The organism is Micromonospora sp. NPDC049175, assembly GCF_043197345.1.
Lineage (GTDB): Bacteria > Actinomycetota > Actinomycetes > Mycobacteriales > Micromonosporaceae > Micromonospora.
The window spans coordinates 398,784-411,659 of record NZ_JBICSY010000003.1 but is presented as its reverse complement, the minus strand read 5'-3'; the positions used below and the strand labels follow the sequence as shown (position 1 = coordinate 411,659).

Below are 12,876 nucleotides of genomic sequence, written 5' to 3'. Positions count from 1 at the left end.
CTCCGCCCCATCCCGGGTCGGTCGCCGCTGTTGGCGACCGACCCGGCGTGGCGACCGCCGAGGCACACTCCGGCGCGGGTGACTACCGTGTAGGGCGGACACGTCGGAGGGACGGCAATGGCACGAGCGCGGAGCACGGACGTCGAACGGTCGCTCGGTCGGCGGATGCGGGGAGCGGCGGGACTTGCGGCGCTGGCCGGCCTGGCCTGGGTCGCCCGGGATGTGCCGGCGGCCCTCGGTGGCCGGCTCAGCGGGGCCCGGGCCGAACGGGCGGCCCGCTCGCCCCAGTTCCGCGAGGGCACCTTCCACAACCGGGCCGGCACCCGCACCATGGTCACCGAGCCGGGGCGCAACCTGCTCCGCGAGCTGATCTTCGGCAAGCAGAAGCGGCGTCCCACCGCACCCGTGCCGCTGCTGCGCCCCAGCGCGTCCGTGCCGCCCGGGTCCGCAAGCGCGCCGGAGACCGCCGACGAACTCGCCATCGTCTGGTACGGCCACGCCTCGACCCTGATCGAGATCGAGGGCCGGCGGGTGCTGCTCGACCCGGTCTGGAGCGACAGGTGCTCGCCGTCCGGCCTGGTCGGCCCGCGCCGGCTGCACGAGCCGCCGGTACGCCTCGACGAGCTGCCCCCACTGGACGCCATCCTGATCTCGCACGACCACTACGACCACCTCGACATGGCCACCGTGCGAGCGCTGCTGGCCGGGCAGTCCGCGCCGTTCCTGGTGCCGCTCGGCGTGGGCGCGCACCTGGACCGCTGGGGCGTGCCCGCCGAGCGGATCATCGAGCTGGACTGGTCCGAGTCGCACCAGGTGGCCGGCCTGGAGATCACCGCCACCGCCGCCCAGCACTTCTCCGGTCGGGGGTTGCGCCGCGACGGCACGCTCTGGAGTTCCTGGGTGGTGGCCGGGGCGCGCCGCAAGGTCTTCTACACCGGCGACTCCGGCTACTTCGACGGGTACGCGGAGATCGGCGCCGAGCACGGCCCGTTCGACGTGACGCTCATGCAGATCGGCGCGTACGACAGTGCCTGGCCGACGATCCACATGTTCCCCGAGGAGGCCGTCACCGCCCACCTCGACCTGCGCGGCGGCCTGTTCGTCCCGGTGCACTGGGCGACGTTCAACCTGGCCCTGCACGACTGGTCCGAGCCGGTCGACCGGCTGTGGGCCGAGGCGAAGGCCCGCGACGTGCGGCTCGCCGTGCCCCGCCCGGGCGAGCGGGTGGTGGTCGACGAGCCGCCCGCCGTCGACGGCTGGTGGCAGTCGGTCGCCTGAGCGGGCCGGCCGCTCAGAGCACGAACGCGTCGGTCCAGAGTGCGCCGGACCGGCCGGAGAGCGCGTCCAGCATGGCCACCGCCTGACCGTCGGTGAGCTGGGCGACGAAATCCACGATGGCCCGGCCCCGGGCCCGACCGATCCGGTCCGGGGTACGCGGGTGCAGCTCCGCCTCGGCCAGCTCGACCAGGTCGTGCAGCCGGCGGGGCAACCGGGACTCCTCCTCCGGGTCGAGCAGCCACTCCCAGAGCGCCTCGACGAGGGTGCCCAGCAGCCGGGCCTGGCCCCGCTGGTGCAGGGCGAGATCCGGGCGGGCCAGCACGAAGCGGTGGTGGACGAACTTGAGCACCTGGACCTCGTGCCACTGCGCGCAGCCCAGCAGCACGTGCCCGGAACGCACCGACGGCTTGTCGGTGACCGTGATCGCCTCGACGAAGCGGGTGGACCAGCGGGCGGAGAACCGCGCCACGTACTGCTCGGCCTCGATCGAGCCGTCGAACGGCATCGCCAGCAGCCCGTCGACCAGTTCCTCGCGGACGTGCTCGACAGCGGCGGCGAAGGCGTCGTCGTCGGCGATCCACGCGTCCTTGCGGTGCAACTGCCGACGTAGCCGCTCGATCGCCGCACCGGGTCGTCGCGCCGCGGTGGCCAGCGCCGCGTCGGTGATCGCCCGGAGTTGGCCGCTCTCGCGCTGCCAGGCCATCAGCTCGGCGGAGACCGACCCCTGCTGGAGCACGCCGACCCGGTAGAAGTCCTCCACGTCGTGGATGGCGTACGCGATGTCGTCGGCGGTGTCCATCACGGACGCCTCCACGGTCTGCTGCCAGTCCGGGATGCGGCCGGCGAACGGCTCCCGTGCCTGCCGCAGGTCGTCCAGTTCGGTGCGGTACGCGCCGAACTTCGACGAGCCGCTCTCCGGGTCGTCCGGCGGCGGCGTGGCTCCGCGCGGCGGCGGGACCATCGTGCGCGGGTGCGGATCGGGGTGGTCCAGCCGGGTCCACGGGTACTTCAGCATCGCGGCGCGGACCGCGGCGGTCAGGTCCAACCCGGTGGTGGCGGCGCCCCGGATCTCGGTGCTGGTGACGATCCGGTACGACTGGGCGTTGCCCTCGAACCCATCGGCGAGGTCGAGGCGTTGACGGGCCAGCCGGTCCAGTACCCGCTCCCCCAGGTGCCCGAACGGCGGGTGGCCGAGGTCGTGGGCGAGCGCGGCGGCCTCCACCACGTTGGGGTCGCAGCCGCCGAGCCTGTCCAGCAGGTCACGGGAGCGCTCGTCGGTCATCAGCCGCTCGGCGATCGACCGGCCGACCTGGGCGACCTTGAGGCTGTGGGTGAGCCGGTTGTGCACCAGCAGGCCCGAACCGACCGGGCTGATGACCTGGGTGACGCCGCCCAGGCGGGCGAAGAACGGCGAGCCGACGATCCGGTCCCGGTCGGCGCGGAACGGGTCCGCGGCGAGGTCGCCGAGGGCGCGGGCGCTGCCGCCGAAGAGTCGGCGTGCGCGCGGCTCCGCAGGTGTTTCCATGATCGCAACGCTAGCGCAGGCCCGGCGGGGCCGTCCGGGGGTCGCCCGGCCGGGCACGGCGGTTCGGTCCTCCGCCCCGGCCGGGCGCGGCGACAGCGCCCCGGCCGGCCCGGCAGAATGCAGGCGTACCCACTCCCGAAGGCGGATCGAGATCGTGACCCAGTCTGTTCATCAGCGGATCGCCGACGAGCTCGGCGTGGCCGAGCGTCAGGTGCGGGCGGCCGTGGAGCTGCTCGACGGCGGCGCCACCGTGCCGTTCATCGCCCGTTACCGCAAGGAGGCCACCGGCCTGCTCGACGACACCCAGCTGCGCACCCTGGAGGAGCGGCTGCGCTATCTGCGCGAGCTGGACGAGCGGCGGGCGGCGGTGCTGGAGTCGATCCGCGGTCAGGGCAAGTTGGACGAGGCGCTGGAAGCGCAGATCATGGCGGCCGACTCGAAGTCCCGGCTGGAGGACATCTACCTGCCGTACAAGCCGAAGCGGCGGACCCGGGCGCAGATCGCCCGGGAGGCCGGGCTCGCGCCGCTGGCCGAGTCGCTGCTGGGCGACCCCACCCAGGACCCGCGGGCCACCGCCGCCGGCTTCGTCGACGCGGACAAGGGCGTCGCGGACGCCGCCGCCGCGCTGGAGGGCGCGCGCGCCATCCTGATCGAGACCTTCGCCGAGGACGCCGACCTGATCGGCACGCTGCGCGAGCAGATGTGGTCGCGAGGCCGTCTGGTGTCCCGGGTACGCGAGGGCCAGGAGGCGGCCGGCGCCAAGTTCGCCGACTACTTCGACTTCTCCGAGCCGTACCCGAAGCTGCCCTCGCACCGCATCCTCGCCATGTTCCGGGGCGAGAAGGAGGGCATGCTCGACCTGACCATGGAGTCGGAGGAGGCGGGCGAGGCGGACGCCGTACCGACCGGCCCGACCCGGTACGAGGCGGCCATCGCCGGCCGGTTCGGGGTGTCCGACGCGGGCCGCCCCGCCGACCGCTGGCTGACCGACACGGTCCGCTGGGCGTGGCGAACCCGGATCCTCATCCACCTCGGCGCGGACCTGCGGATGCGGCTGTGGCAGGCGGCCGAGGAGGAGGCGGTACGCGTCTTCGCCACCAACCTGCGGGACCTGCTGCTCGCCGCTCCGGCCGGCACCCGCCCGACGATGGGCCTGGACCCGGGTCTGCGGACCGGTGTGAAGGTGGCCGTGGTGGACGCCACCGGCAAGGTGCTCGCCACCGACACCATCTATCCGCACGAGCCGCGTCGGCAGTGGGACGCGTCGGTCGAGACCCTGGCCCGGCTGGCCGGGGCGCACGGGGTGGAGCTGATCGCGATCGGCAACGGCACCGCCTCGCGGGAGACCGACAAACTGGCCGGCGACCTGATCAAGCGGTACCCGCAGCTCAACCTGACGAAGGTGATGGTCTCCGAGGCCGGCGCGTCGGTCTACTCCGCCTCCGCGTACGCCTCGCAGGAGCTGCCGGGGATGGACGTGTCGCTGCGCGGGGCGGTGTCCATCGCCCGCCGCCTCCAGGATCCGCTCGCCGAGCTGGTCAAGATCGACCCACGCTCCATCGGCGTCGGCCAGTACCAGCACGACCTGTCCGAGGTGAAGCTGTCCCGGTCGCTGGACGCGGTCGTGGAGGACTGCGTCAACGCGGTCGGGGTGGACGTCAACACCGCCTCCGCGCCGCTGCTGACCCGGGTCTCCGGAATCGGCGCCGGCCTGGCCGAGAACATCGTGCTGCACCGGGACGCCAACGGGCCGTTCCGCTCGCGTACCGAGCTGAAGAAGGTGGCGCGGCTCGGGCCGAAGGCGTTCGAGCAGTGCGCCGGCTTCCTGCGCATCCCCGACGGCGACGACCCGCTGGACTCCTCCAGCGTGCACCCCGAGGCGTACCCGGTGGTGCGCCGGATCCTCTCCAGCACCGGGCAGGACCTGCGCTCCGTGATCGGCAGGAGCGCGATCCTGCGCGGGCTTCGGGCGACCGACTTCGTCGACGACAGGTTCGGCCTGCCCACCGTCACCGACATCCTCGCCGAGTTGGAGAAGCCGGGCCGGGATCCCCGCCCGGAGTTCCGCACCGCCACCTTCGTCGAGGGCGTGGAGAAGATCAGCGACCTGACGTCGGGCATGGTGCTGGAGGGTGTGGTCACGAACGTGGCCGCGTTCGGCGCGTTCGTCGACGTCGGGGTGCACCAGGACGGGTTGGTGCACGTCTCCGCGATGTCCCGGACCTTCGTGAAGGACCCCCGCGAGGTGGTCAAGTCCGGCGACGTGGTCAAGGTCCGGGTGCTCGACGTGGACGTACCCCGTAAGCGGATCTCACTGACCCTGCGCCTGGAGGACGACCCGGCCGCCGCCGGTGGTGGTGGCCGGACGAGTCAGGAGGGCCGCGGCGGCCCGGCGCAGCGCGGACCGCAGGGTGGACGCGGCGGGCCGGACGGTCGCGGCGGGCCGGACGGTCGCGGCGGGCAGGACGGTCGCGGCGGCGCCGGGGGCGGCCAGGGTGGGTCCGGCGGTGGCGGCAGGTCCGGCGGACAGGGCAGGTCGGGCGGATCCGGCGGACAAGGCGGACAGGACGGGTCCGGCGGACAAGGCGGGCGCGGCGGACAGGGCGGGTCCGGCGGACAAGGCGGGTCCGGCGGACAGAGCGGGCGCGGCGGACAGGGCGCACGGGGCGGGCAGCAGCGGCAGGGCGCACCGGCGCCGGCCAACGACGCGATGGCGGAGGCCCTGCGCCGCGCCGGGTTGGCCTGATCCATCTGGCGCGAGGAGGCGACGGGATGCTCGGCGGGGGTGGTCAGTTTCGGCGCGGGGCGGGGCGAGACGCGCGGTGACCGACTCGTCGGGCCACCGGCGGACACTGTCGACCTGCCCCACCGGTGGGGCGGGGCGGGACGTCAGGTGACCGACTCGTCGGGCCACCGGCGGACACTGTCGACCTGCCCCACCAGCGGGGCGGGGCGCGCGGTGACCGCAGCGTTCCCCGCCGCGGCCCGGCTGGTGTCCGACACCCGCTCCTCGAACGACCGCCGCCTGACCCACCCACCCGCGCGCCCGTAAGGACGCCGGTTTCGGTATAGATCTTGGACACTTTCCGTTAGCGCGCGCTAACGGAAAGTGTCCAAGATCTGGAGTTGTCGGCGATTCCAGGCGAGCACGCCCCAGATCTGGGGCAGCTCGACAGGGCACATTCGAGGGTCGGGGTCTGAGCGCGGCCATCCGTGACTGAGCCAGCCAGGGGCGGGCGGCAGGCAGGCGGCGGGCGCGCGGGCAGCAGACGCGCGGGCAGCAGGCGCACGGGCAACAGACGCGCCGGCAACAGGCACGCGGGCAGCAGACGCGCGGGCAGCAGACGCGCGGGCAGCAGGCGCACGGGCAACAGACGCGCCGGCAACAGGCACGCGGGCAGCAGACGCGCGGGCAGCAGGCACGCGGCGGGCGGCGGGCAGCGGGCAGCGGGCAGCAGGCACGCGGCGGGCGGCGGGCAGCGGGCAGCGGGCAGCGGGCACGCGGCGGGCAGCGGGCAGCGGGCAGCGGGCGGCGGGCGGCGGGCGGCGGGCGGGAAATTGGGTCGCCCAGCCGCGGGGTCTGGGTGATGATCTCGCGGTGCGGATGCATGCCGACCAGGTGGACGTGAGCGCGGACGTGGTTGCCGCGCTGGTGGCCGAACAGTTTCCGCGCTGGCGAGGGTTGCCGGTGCGCCCCCTCCGTTCGGCCGGCACCGTGAACACCCTGTTCCGGCTCGGCCCGGAGATCGTGCTGCGGTTTCCGTTGCGGCCCGGCGCCGATCCCCTGCTGCACGACACGCTGCGGCAGGAGCAGGAACACGCCGTGCTGCTCGCCGCGCATCTGCCGGTCGCGGTGCCCGAACCGCTCGCCCTCGGCGCGCCGGGCGACGGGTACCCCGGGTCGTGGACGGCGTACCGGTTCATCCCCGGCGAGACGGCCCAGCCCGACCGGATCGGCGACCCGGACGTCTTCGCCCGTGACCTGGCCGCTGTCGTGGTCGCCCTGCGCGGCATCGACACCGGCGGACGGTCCTGGCCGGGGTTCGGTCGGGGCGGACCGCTCGTGGAGCGGGATGCCGACGTCCGGGCCGCCCTCGCCGTCAGCGGCGACCTCACCGACACCGCGGCGCTCGCCGAGGTGTGGGACAGGTGCCGCGACGCGCGCCGGGACGACCCGGCCGACGTGTGGATCCACGCCGACCTGATGCCGGGCAACCTGCTGGTTCGCGACGGCCGGCTGGCCGCGGTCATCGACCTGGAGTCGGTGAAGATCGGCGATCCCGCGGTGGATCTGATGCCGGCGTGGAACCTGTTGGACGCCGGGTCGCGGGAGACGTACCGGCGGGCGTTGGGCGTGGACGACGCCACCTGGGAGCGGGGGCGCGGCTGGGCCCTGGAGCAGGCGATCAACGCGCTGCCGTACTACGTCGACACCAACCCGGTGATGGCCGGGATCGCCCGGCAGACCCTGCTGGCCGTACTCGACTGAGTCGGGTCGCGTACCGTCGGCTCGTGGGTGAGGGCGACGGCCGCGAGTGGCGGGAGCGGCAGCGGCACGCGGTGCGGGCACACGCCGACGCGGACGCGCGGCGACGGGCCGCCGAGCAGGCGGAGGCGGCCGAGTTGGTGGCCTGGTTCGTGGCCGAGGCGACCCGTCGGGGGCTGCCCACCACCCGGCTGGTGGCCCGGGGTTACGACGGGCGGGGACGCTACCGGACAGGGCTGACCGGCTGGTACGTCGACCGGGCCGAAACCCGCGCGGTGGACGTGGCCGGCCGGTTCCACCTGTTGACGGTGCCCGGCGGCGTGCGGGCCCGGCTTTTCGGCGTCGACCCGCAGCCCAGCGCGGCGCCGTTGGTCGTCGGCGCGGGAGGCCGCGACGGCGAGTCGATCCCGTTGCGGACGTTGCTCACCCGGCTGCTGGACGGCGGGACGGGTTCCACGAGCGGGCCCGCCGCCCCGCGAGGGTAAGCAGCCCAGCCAATCACCCACGGGTGCGGCGCTCGTTCTCCCTGGTGTGGACATCTCGCCAGCGCGGCCGGCGGCACTCTGCCGGGCCGTGCCCGGGGCGAGCCGGACGCGAGGACCGATCGGGTGGAATCGCGGCGTTGTCGGCCAAAACACTCGCGAGGTGCCATACCGGCTGATACAACCACTGTGGTCTTCCCTATCGTCCGATCGGAGGCGCCGCCCGTGGATCTGATCCACCACCGTCCGCCCGTGGCGCGCAGCGGCGGCCCAGGCGTGGCCGACCCGGTCTTCCTGTCCCCGCCGGACGTGGGTGAGGTGGAGGAGTCCTACCTGCTGCGAGCCATCCGGGCCGGGCGCTTCGACCCGGACGGGCCGGAGCTGGGCGCGTTCGAACGGGAACTCGCCGCACGGGTCGGCGTCGGCCACGCGCTGGGGCTCTCCTCCGGCACCGCCGCCCTGCACCTGGCGCTGCTCGCCGTCGGCGCGGGGCCGGAGACGGTGGTGGTGGTACCCACGCTCACGTTCGCCGCCACCGCCAACGCGGTCACCTACACCGGCGCCGAACCGGTCTTCGTGGACTGCGACGCGTCCACCGGCAATCTCGACGTCGACCTGCTCGCCGACCTGCTCGGTCGTCTCGTCGACGAGGGCCGACGGGTCGCCGCCGTGCTGAGCGTGGACATCAACGGCCGGTGCGCCGACTACGACCGGCTGTTGCCACTCTGCGCGGCCGTCGGCGTCCCGGTGGTGGAGGACGCGGCGCAGGCGCTCGGTTCGACCTACCGGGGGCGGTGTGCCGGCACGTTCGGCCGGGTCGGGATCTACTCGTTCAGTCACAACAAGGTGATGACCACCACGGGTGGCGGGATGCTCGTCTCCGACGACCCCGCGCTCGTCACCCGAGCCCGGCACCTGGCCACCCAGGCCCGCGAGCCGGTGTCGCACTACGAGCACCGCGACGTGGGCTACAACTACCGGCTCAGCACGTTGCTTGCCGCGCTCGGCCGTGCCCAGCTCACCCGACTGGACGACATGATCGCCCGGCGGCGGGTCCTGCGCGACAGGTACGCCGGGCTCTTCGGCGGCGTGCCCGGCACCCGGATCCTCGGCGCCGGTGACCCCGGCTCGAACTGTTGGCTGACCTCCGTCGTGGTCGAACCGGAGCGGACCGGCTGGCAGCCCGGCCACCTCGCCGAGCACCTGGCCGGCCACGGCGTGGAGTGCCGCCCGATGTGGAAACCGATGCACCGCCAACCGGTGTACGCCGACCGCCAGGTCGCCCAGACCGGCGCCGCCGACAGCCTCTTCGCCACCAGCCTGTCCCTGCCCAGCGGCTCCGCCCTCACCGACGACCAGGTCGAGCGCGTGCTCGCCGCGATCACCGAGTTTCTGGACGGACACCGATGAACCGGCCCTACGACGTCGTCAAACGAGTGCTGGACGTGGCCCTGGCCGCCATCGGCCTGCTGCTGGCGAGCCCGGTGCTCGCCGTGGTGGCGCTGGCGGTCCTGGTCACCATGGGCCGGCCCGTGCTGTTCCGGCAGGCCCGCCCGGGTCGGCACGGCCGGCTGTTCCACCTGGTCAAGTTCCGTTCGATGACCGTCGGCGGCGAGGACGAGGCGCCCGCCAACGACGGCGTCCGACTCACCACGTTCGGCAGGTGGTTGCGGACGACGAGCCTCGACGAGTTGCCCCAACTGTGGAACGTGCTGCGCGGCGAGATGAGCCTGGTCGGGCCGCGTCCGCTGCTGCCCGCGTACCTGAGCCGCTACAGCCCGGAGCAGCTCCGCCGGCACGACGTGCGGCCGGGCATCACAGGTCTCCAACAGGTGTACGGGCGCAACGCGCTGAGCTGGGATGAGCGCTTCGCCCTCGACGTGCGCTACGTGCGGCACCGCTCGCTCGGCCTGGACCTGCGGATCCTGCTGCGCACGGTACGCACCGTCCTGCTCCGGGAGGGGATCACCGCGGCCGGTGCGGCCACCGCACACGAGTTCCTCGGCCCGGCCGAGCTGGCCACCGCCGGCGGTCGCGGGCCGGTAGAGGGCCGCCGGTGAGCCTGGACCTCGTCATCGTCGGCTGCGGCGGGCACGGCCGGGAGGTGCTCGGCATCGTCCGGGCCGTCAACGCCGCCGCCACCGGCGGCCCGGTGTGGCGGGTCCTCGGCTTCGTCGACGACAGGCCCAGCGAGGTCAACCTGAAGCGGGTGCGGCGGCTGGAGGTGCCCTACCTCGGCGGCACCGCCCGTCTGGGCGAGCAGCCCGCCGGCACACACCTGGCGCTGGGCATCGGGGATCCGGCCGCCCGGCGATCGGTGGACCAGCGGCTCACCGCGTACCGGCTGCCGGCGGCGGTGCTTGTGCACCCGGACGCCACGGTCGGCCCGGACACCGTCTACGGCGAAGGCCTGATCGTGTTTCCCGGCGCCCGGGTCACCACGAACGTCACGCTCGGTCGGCACGTGCACCTCAATCAGAACAGCGCGGTGGCGCACGACTGCGCGCTTGGCGACCACGTGTCGGTCAACCCGTTGGGGGCGGTCTCCGGCGACTGCCAGCTTGGTGACGGGGTGCTGATCGGGGCCGGTGCCGTGGTGTTGCAGAGGTTGCGGGTCGGCGCGGGCGCCACCGTCGGCGCCGGCGCCTGCGTGGTCCGGGACGTACCCGCCGGCGCGGTGGTCAAGGGAGTTCCGGCCCGGTGAGCGTCGGTCCCCGCGCGCACCGGCCACTCGGCGTCCGCCAGCTCCGGATCGCGGTGCTCGTCAAGACCAACACCGGCGGGATGTGGCTGCTGCCGCAGGTCGAGGAGTTGCGGCACCGGGGGCACGAGGTGACAGTCGTGCTGCCGCAGGGGGCCGGCCGGCTCACCGACGAGTTGGAGCGCCGCGGCGTCGACGTGCTCAGCTCCCCGTACGACTTCACACTGGGCCGCGCGCCCATCGGGCTCCTGCTGCTGCGCGCGCTGTTACGCCGGCTGCGCCCGGACGTGGTGCAGTACCACCTGATCGCCTCGGCGTACGCGGTGCGACTGGCCACGCTGGGCCTGCCGGTACGCCGCGTACACATGGTGGCCAACCCGGCGTACCTGGAATCTCGGTTGGTCCGCTCGGTGGAGCGGTTGCTGTGGCGGCTTGACGACGTGCTGATCTGCGGCTGCCGGTACGCCTCGGCCCGGTACGGCGAGTTGGGGTGTCCGCCGCAGCGTCGCCCGGTCGCGGTGTACGGGGTGGACACCGACGCGTTCAGCCCGGACGCCACGGGCCCGGACCAGCGGGCCAAGCTGCGCGCCGAGTTGGGCATCGACCAGGGCGCATTCCTGGCGGTGATGGTCGCGCACGTCTACCCACCGAGGTGGTTCATCCACGCGGGTCGGGGGGTCAAGGGCCACGAGGTGCTCCTGGCCGCCTGGCGGACGTTCCGTCGCCGGCACCCGGACGCGCACCTGCTGCTCGTCGGTGGCGGCTGGACGGCTGCCGGTGAGGACTACCGGCGGCGGCTCGGTGAACGCTTCGGCGTCGCCGGCGACCCCGGGATCACCTGGGTGGAGTCGGTCGCAGACGTGCGGCCCTGTTACGCCGCCGCGGACGTCAGCGTGTCCCCGTCACTCGGCGACGGGCCGGGCGCGGCGGTCCAGGCTGGCGCGATGGGTGTGCCCAGCATCGTCAGCGCTGCCGGTGGTCTGCCCGAGGCGGTGACCGAGCGTTCCGGCTGGGTCGTCCCGCCCGGTGATCCGGCGGCCCTGGTGGCGGCGCTCGACTCGGCGTACCAGGGTTGGGTCGCGGGCCGGCTCGGCCTGTGCGGCCGGTTGGCCCGCCGGCACATCCTGACGTCCTTCGACGACCTGCGGGCGGCGGCCGAGGTGGCGGACATCGTCGAGGACGTGGCGGGCCGGCGGCGTTGAGCACACCGCCGGCGGCCGGTGGCCGGTCCCGCCGGACCACCGACCGCCCACGGTGGCGGCTCAGTGCCGGATGCCGGCCCAGTCGTGGTGCCGGCGCACGGTGGAGAGGATGAAGTCGACCACCCGCCGTGAGGTGTCCGGCACCTGGTAGTCGGCCGGGCAGGGCACGCCGTCCGCGGCGACCTGCGCCACCGTCACCTCGACCGCCTCGACCACTCCCCGCGGGTCGAGACCGGTCATGATGATCCCGCCCGCGTCGAGCGCCTCGGGGCGTTCGATGGACTCGCGCAGGGTCACCGCGGGGAAGCCGAGGATGGCAGCCTCCTCGCTTATCGTCCCGCTGTCGGACAGGGTGCAGAACGCCTTCGTCTGCAGGTGGACGTAGTCGAGCAGACCGAACGGGTCGTGGAAGGCGATGCCGTCCAGCGCGGTGGCGTCCGGGGCGAGCGCCTCCAGCCGCTTGCGGGTGCGCGGGTGGGTGGAGACCAGCACCGGGTAGCCCCAGCGGTCGCGGACCGCGACCAGGCAGTCCAGCAGCCGTCGCAGCCGGTCGGGCCGGTCCACGTTCTCCTCCCGGTGTGCGCTGACCAGGAAGTACCCGCCTTCGTCCAGCTCCAGCTGCCGAAGGATCGTCGAGCTGGCGATCGGTGCCCGGTAGTGCTCCAGCACCTCCCGCATCGGTGAGCCGGTGTGCAGGATCCGGCGCGGGTGCAGGCCCTCGGCGAGCAGGTTACGCCTGGCGTGTTCGGTGTAGACCAGGTTGAAGTCAGCGACGTGGTCGACGAGTCGCCGGTTCGTCTCCTCCGGCACGTTGAGGTCGAAGCACCGGTTGCCGGCCTCCATGTGGTAGACCGGCACCCGCATGCGCCGGGCCATCAGTGCCGCGATGCAGCTGTTGGTGTCGCCGAGCACGAGCAGCGCGTCCGGCCGCAGCTCGGCGATCGCCGCCTCCATGCCGACCAGGACGCCGCCGAGCACCCGGCCCAGCGAGGTGGTGTCGACGCGCAGGAACCGGTCCGGTTCGCGCAGGCGCAGCTCGCTGAAGAACACGTCGGAGAGGGTCGTGTCCCAGTTCTGCCCGGTGTGCACGAGCACGTGGTCGACGGTGTCGTCCAACCGGCTGAGCACCCGGGACAGTCGGATGATCTCGGGACGGGTGCCGACAACCGTCATCACCCTGGTCATGTGCTCTCCCTCCGTAC

Annotated in this window: 10 protein-coding genes; 8 read left to right on the top strand and 2 right to left on the bottom strand. The window is 73.7% G+C overall.

The genetic code is table 11. From position 1 onward, the window contains the following. Positions 1-117 precede the first annotated feature (117 nt). Positions 118-1,278, top strand: coding sequence for an MBL fold metallo-hydrolase (locus tag ACGFH8_RS15705; RefSeq protein WP_393367505.1), 1,161 nt, complete (start codon positions 118-120; stop codon positions 1,276-1,278). 13 nt (positions 1,279-1,291) lie between these two features. Here the strand turns inward: ACGFH8_RS15705 and ACGFH8_RS15700 are convergent, their stop codons facing one another. Then, positions 1,292-2,803, bottom strand: coding sequence for a deoxyguanosinetriphosphate triphosphohydrolase family protein (locus ACGFH8_RS15700; RefSeq protein ID WP_393367504.1), 1,512 nt, complete (start codon positions 2,801-2,803; stop codon positions 1,292-1,294). A 154-nt stretch (positions 2,804-2,957) separates the two neighbouring features. On the opposite strand from ACGFH8_RS15700, the gene ACGFH8_RS15695 reads away from it, so the two are divergent. The 7 genes from ACGFH8_RS15695 to ACGFH8_RS15665 all read left to right on the top strand — a co-directional run bounded on the left by ACGFH8_RS15695 (position 2,958) and on the right by ACGFH8_RS15665 (position 11,674). Beyond that, positions 2,958-5,549: a Tex family protein gene (locus ACGFH8_RS15695; RefSeq protein WP_393367502.1), complete on the top strand. Its 2,592-nt coding sequence runs from the start codon at positions 2,958-2,960 to the stop codon at positions 5,547-5,549. Positions 5,550-6,407: 858 nt separating this feature from the next. Then, a complete protein-coding gene (locus tag ACGFH8_RS15690) occupies positions 6,408-7,292 on the top strand; it encodes an aminoglycoside phosphotransferase family protein (RefSeq protein ID WP_393367960.1) in 885 nt (294 codons plus the stop codon). A 23-nt stretch (positions 7,293-7,315) separates the two neighbouring features. Continuing rightward, a complete protein-coding gene (locus tag ACGFH8_RS15685; RefSeq protein WP_393367500.1) occupies positions 7,316-7,774 on the top strand; it encodes a hypothetical protein in 459 nt (152 codons plus the stop codon). 249 nt (positions 7,775-8,023) lie between these two features. Beyond that, complete coding sequence (locus ACGFH8_RS15680; RefSeq protein ID WP_393367499.1) at positions 8,024-9,181, top strand: DegT/DnrJ/EryC1/StrS family aminotransferase; 1,158 nt, start codon at positions 8,024-8,026, stop codon at positions 9,179-9,181. Beyond that, positions 9,178-9,831 carry a sugar transferase gene (locus tag ACGFH8_RS15675; protein WP_393367497.1) on the top strand — a complete coding sequence of 218 codons (654 nt, stop codon included), beginning with the start codon at positions 9,178-9,180 and terminating at the stop codon, positions 9,829-9,831. Before ACGFH8_RS15680 ends, ACGFH8_RS15675 begins: the two co-directional genes overlap by 4 nt. Then, a complete protein-coding gene (locus ACGFH8_RS15670; protein ID WP_393367495.1) occupies positions 9,828-10,475 on the top strand; it encodes a NeuD/PglB/VioB family sugar acetyltransferase in 648 nt (215 codons plus the stop codon). Before ACGFH8_RS15675 ends, ACGFH8_RS15670 begins: the two co-directional genes overlap by 4 nt. Then, positions 10,472-11,674, top strand: coding sequence for a glycosyltransferase (locus tag ACGFH8_RS15665; RefSeq protein ID WP_393367493.1), 1,203 nt, complete (start codon positions 10,472-10,474; stop codon positions 11,672-11,674). The genes ACGFH8_RS15670 and ACGFH8_RS15665 overlap by 4 nt, the downstream gene beginning before the upstream one ends. A gap of 60 nt (positions 11,675-11,734) precedes the next feature. On the opposite strand, the gene wecB is transcribed toward ACGFH8_RS15665, so the two are convergent. Beyond that, entirely contained in the window at positions 11,735-12,859 is a 1,125-nt protein-coding gene (gene wecB, locus ACGFH8_RS15660) for a non-hydrolyzing UDP-N-acetylglucosamine 2-epimerase (RefSeq protein WP_393367492.1), read from the bottom strand. Positions 12,860-12,876 lie beyond the last annotated feature (17 nt).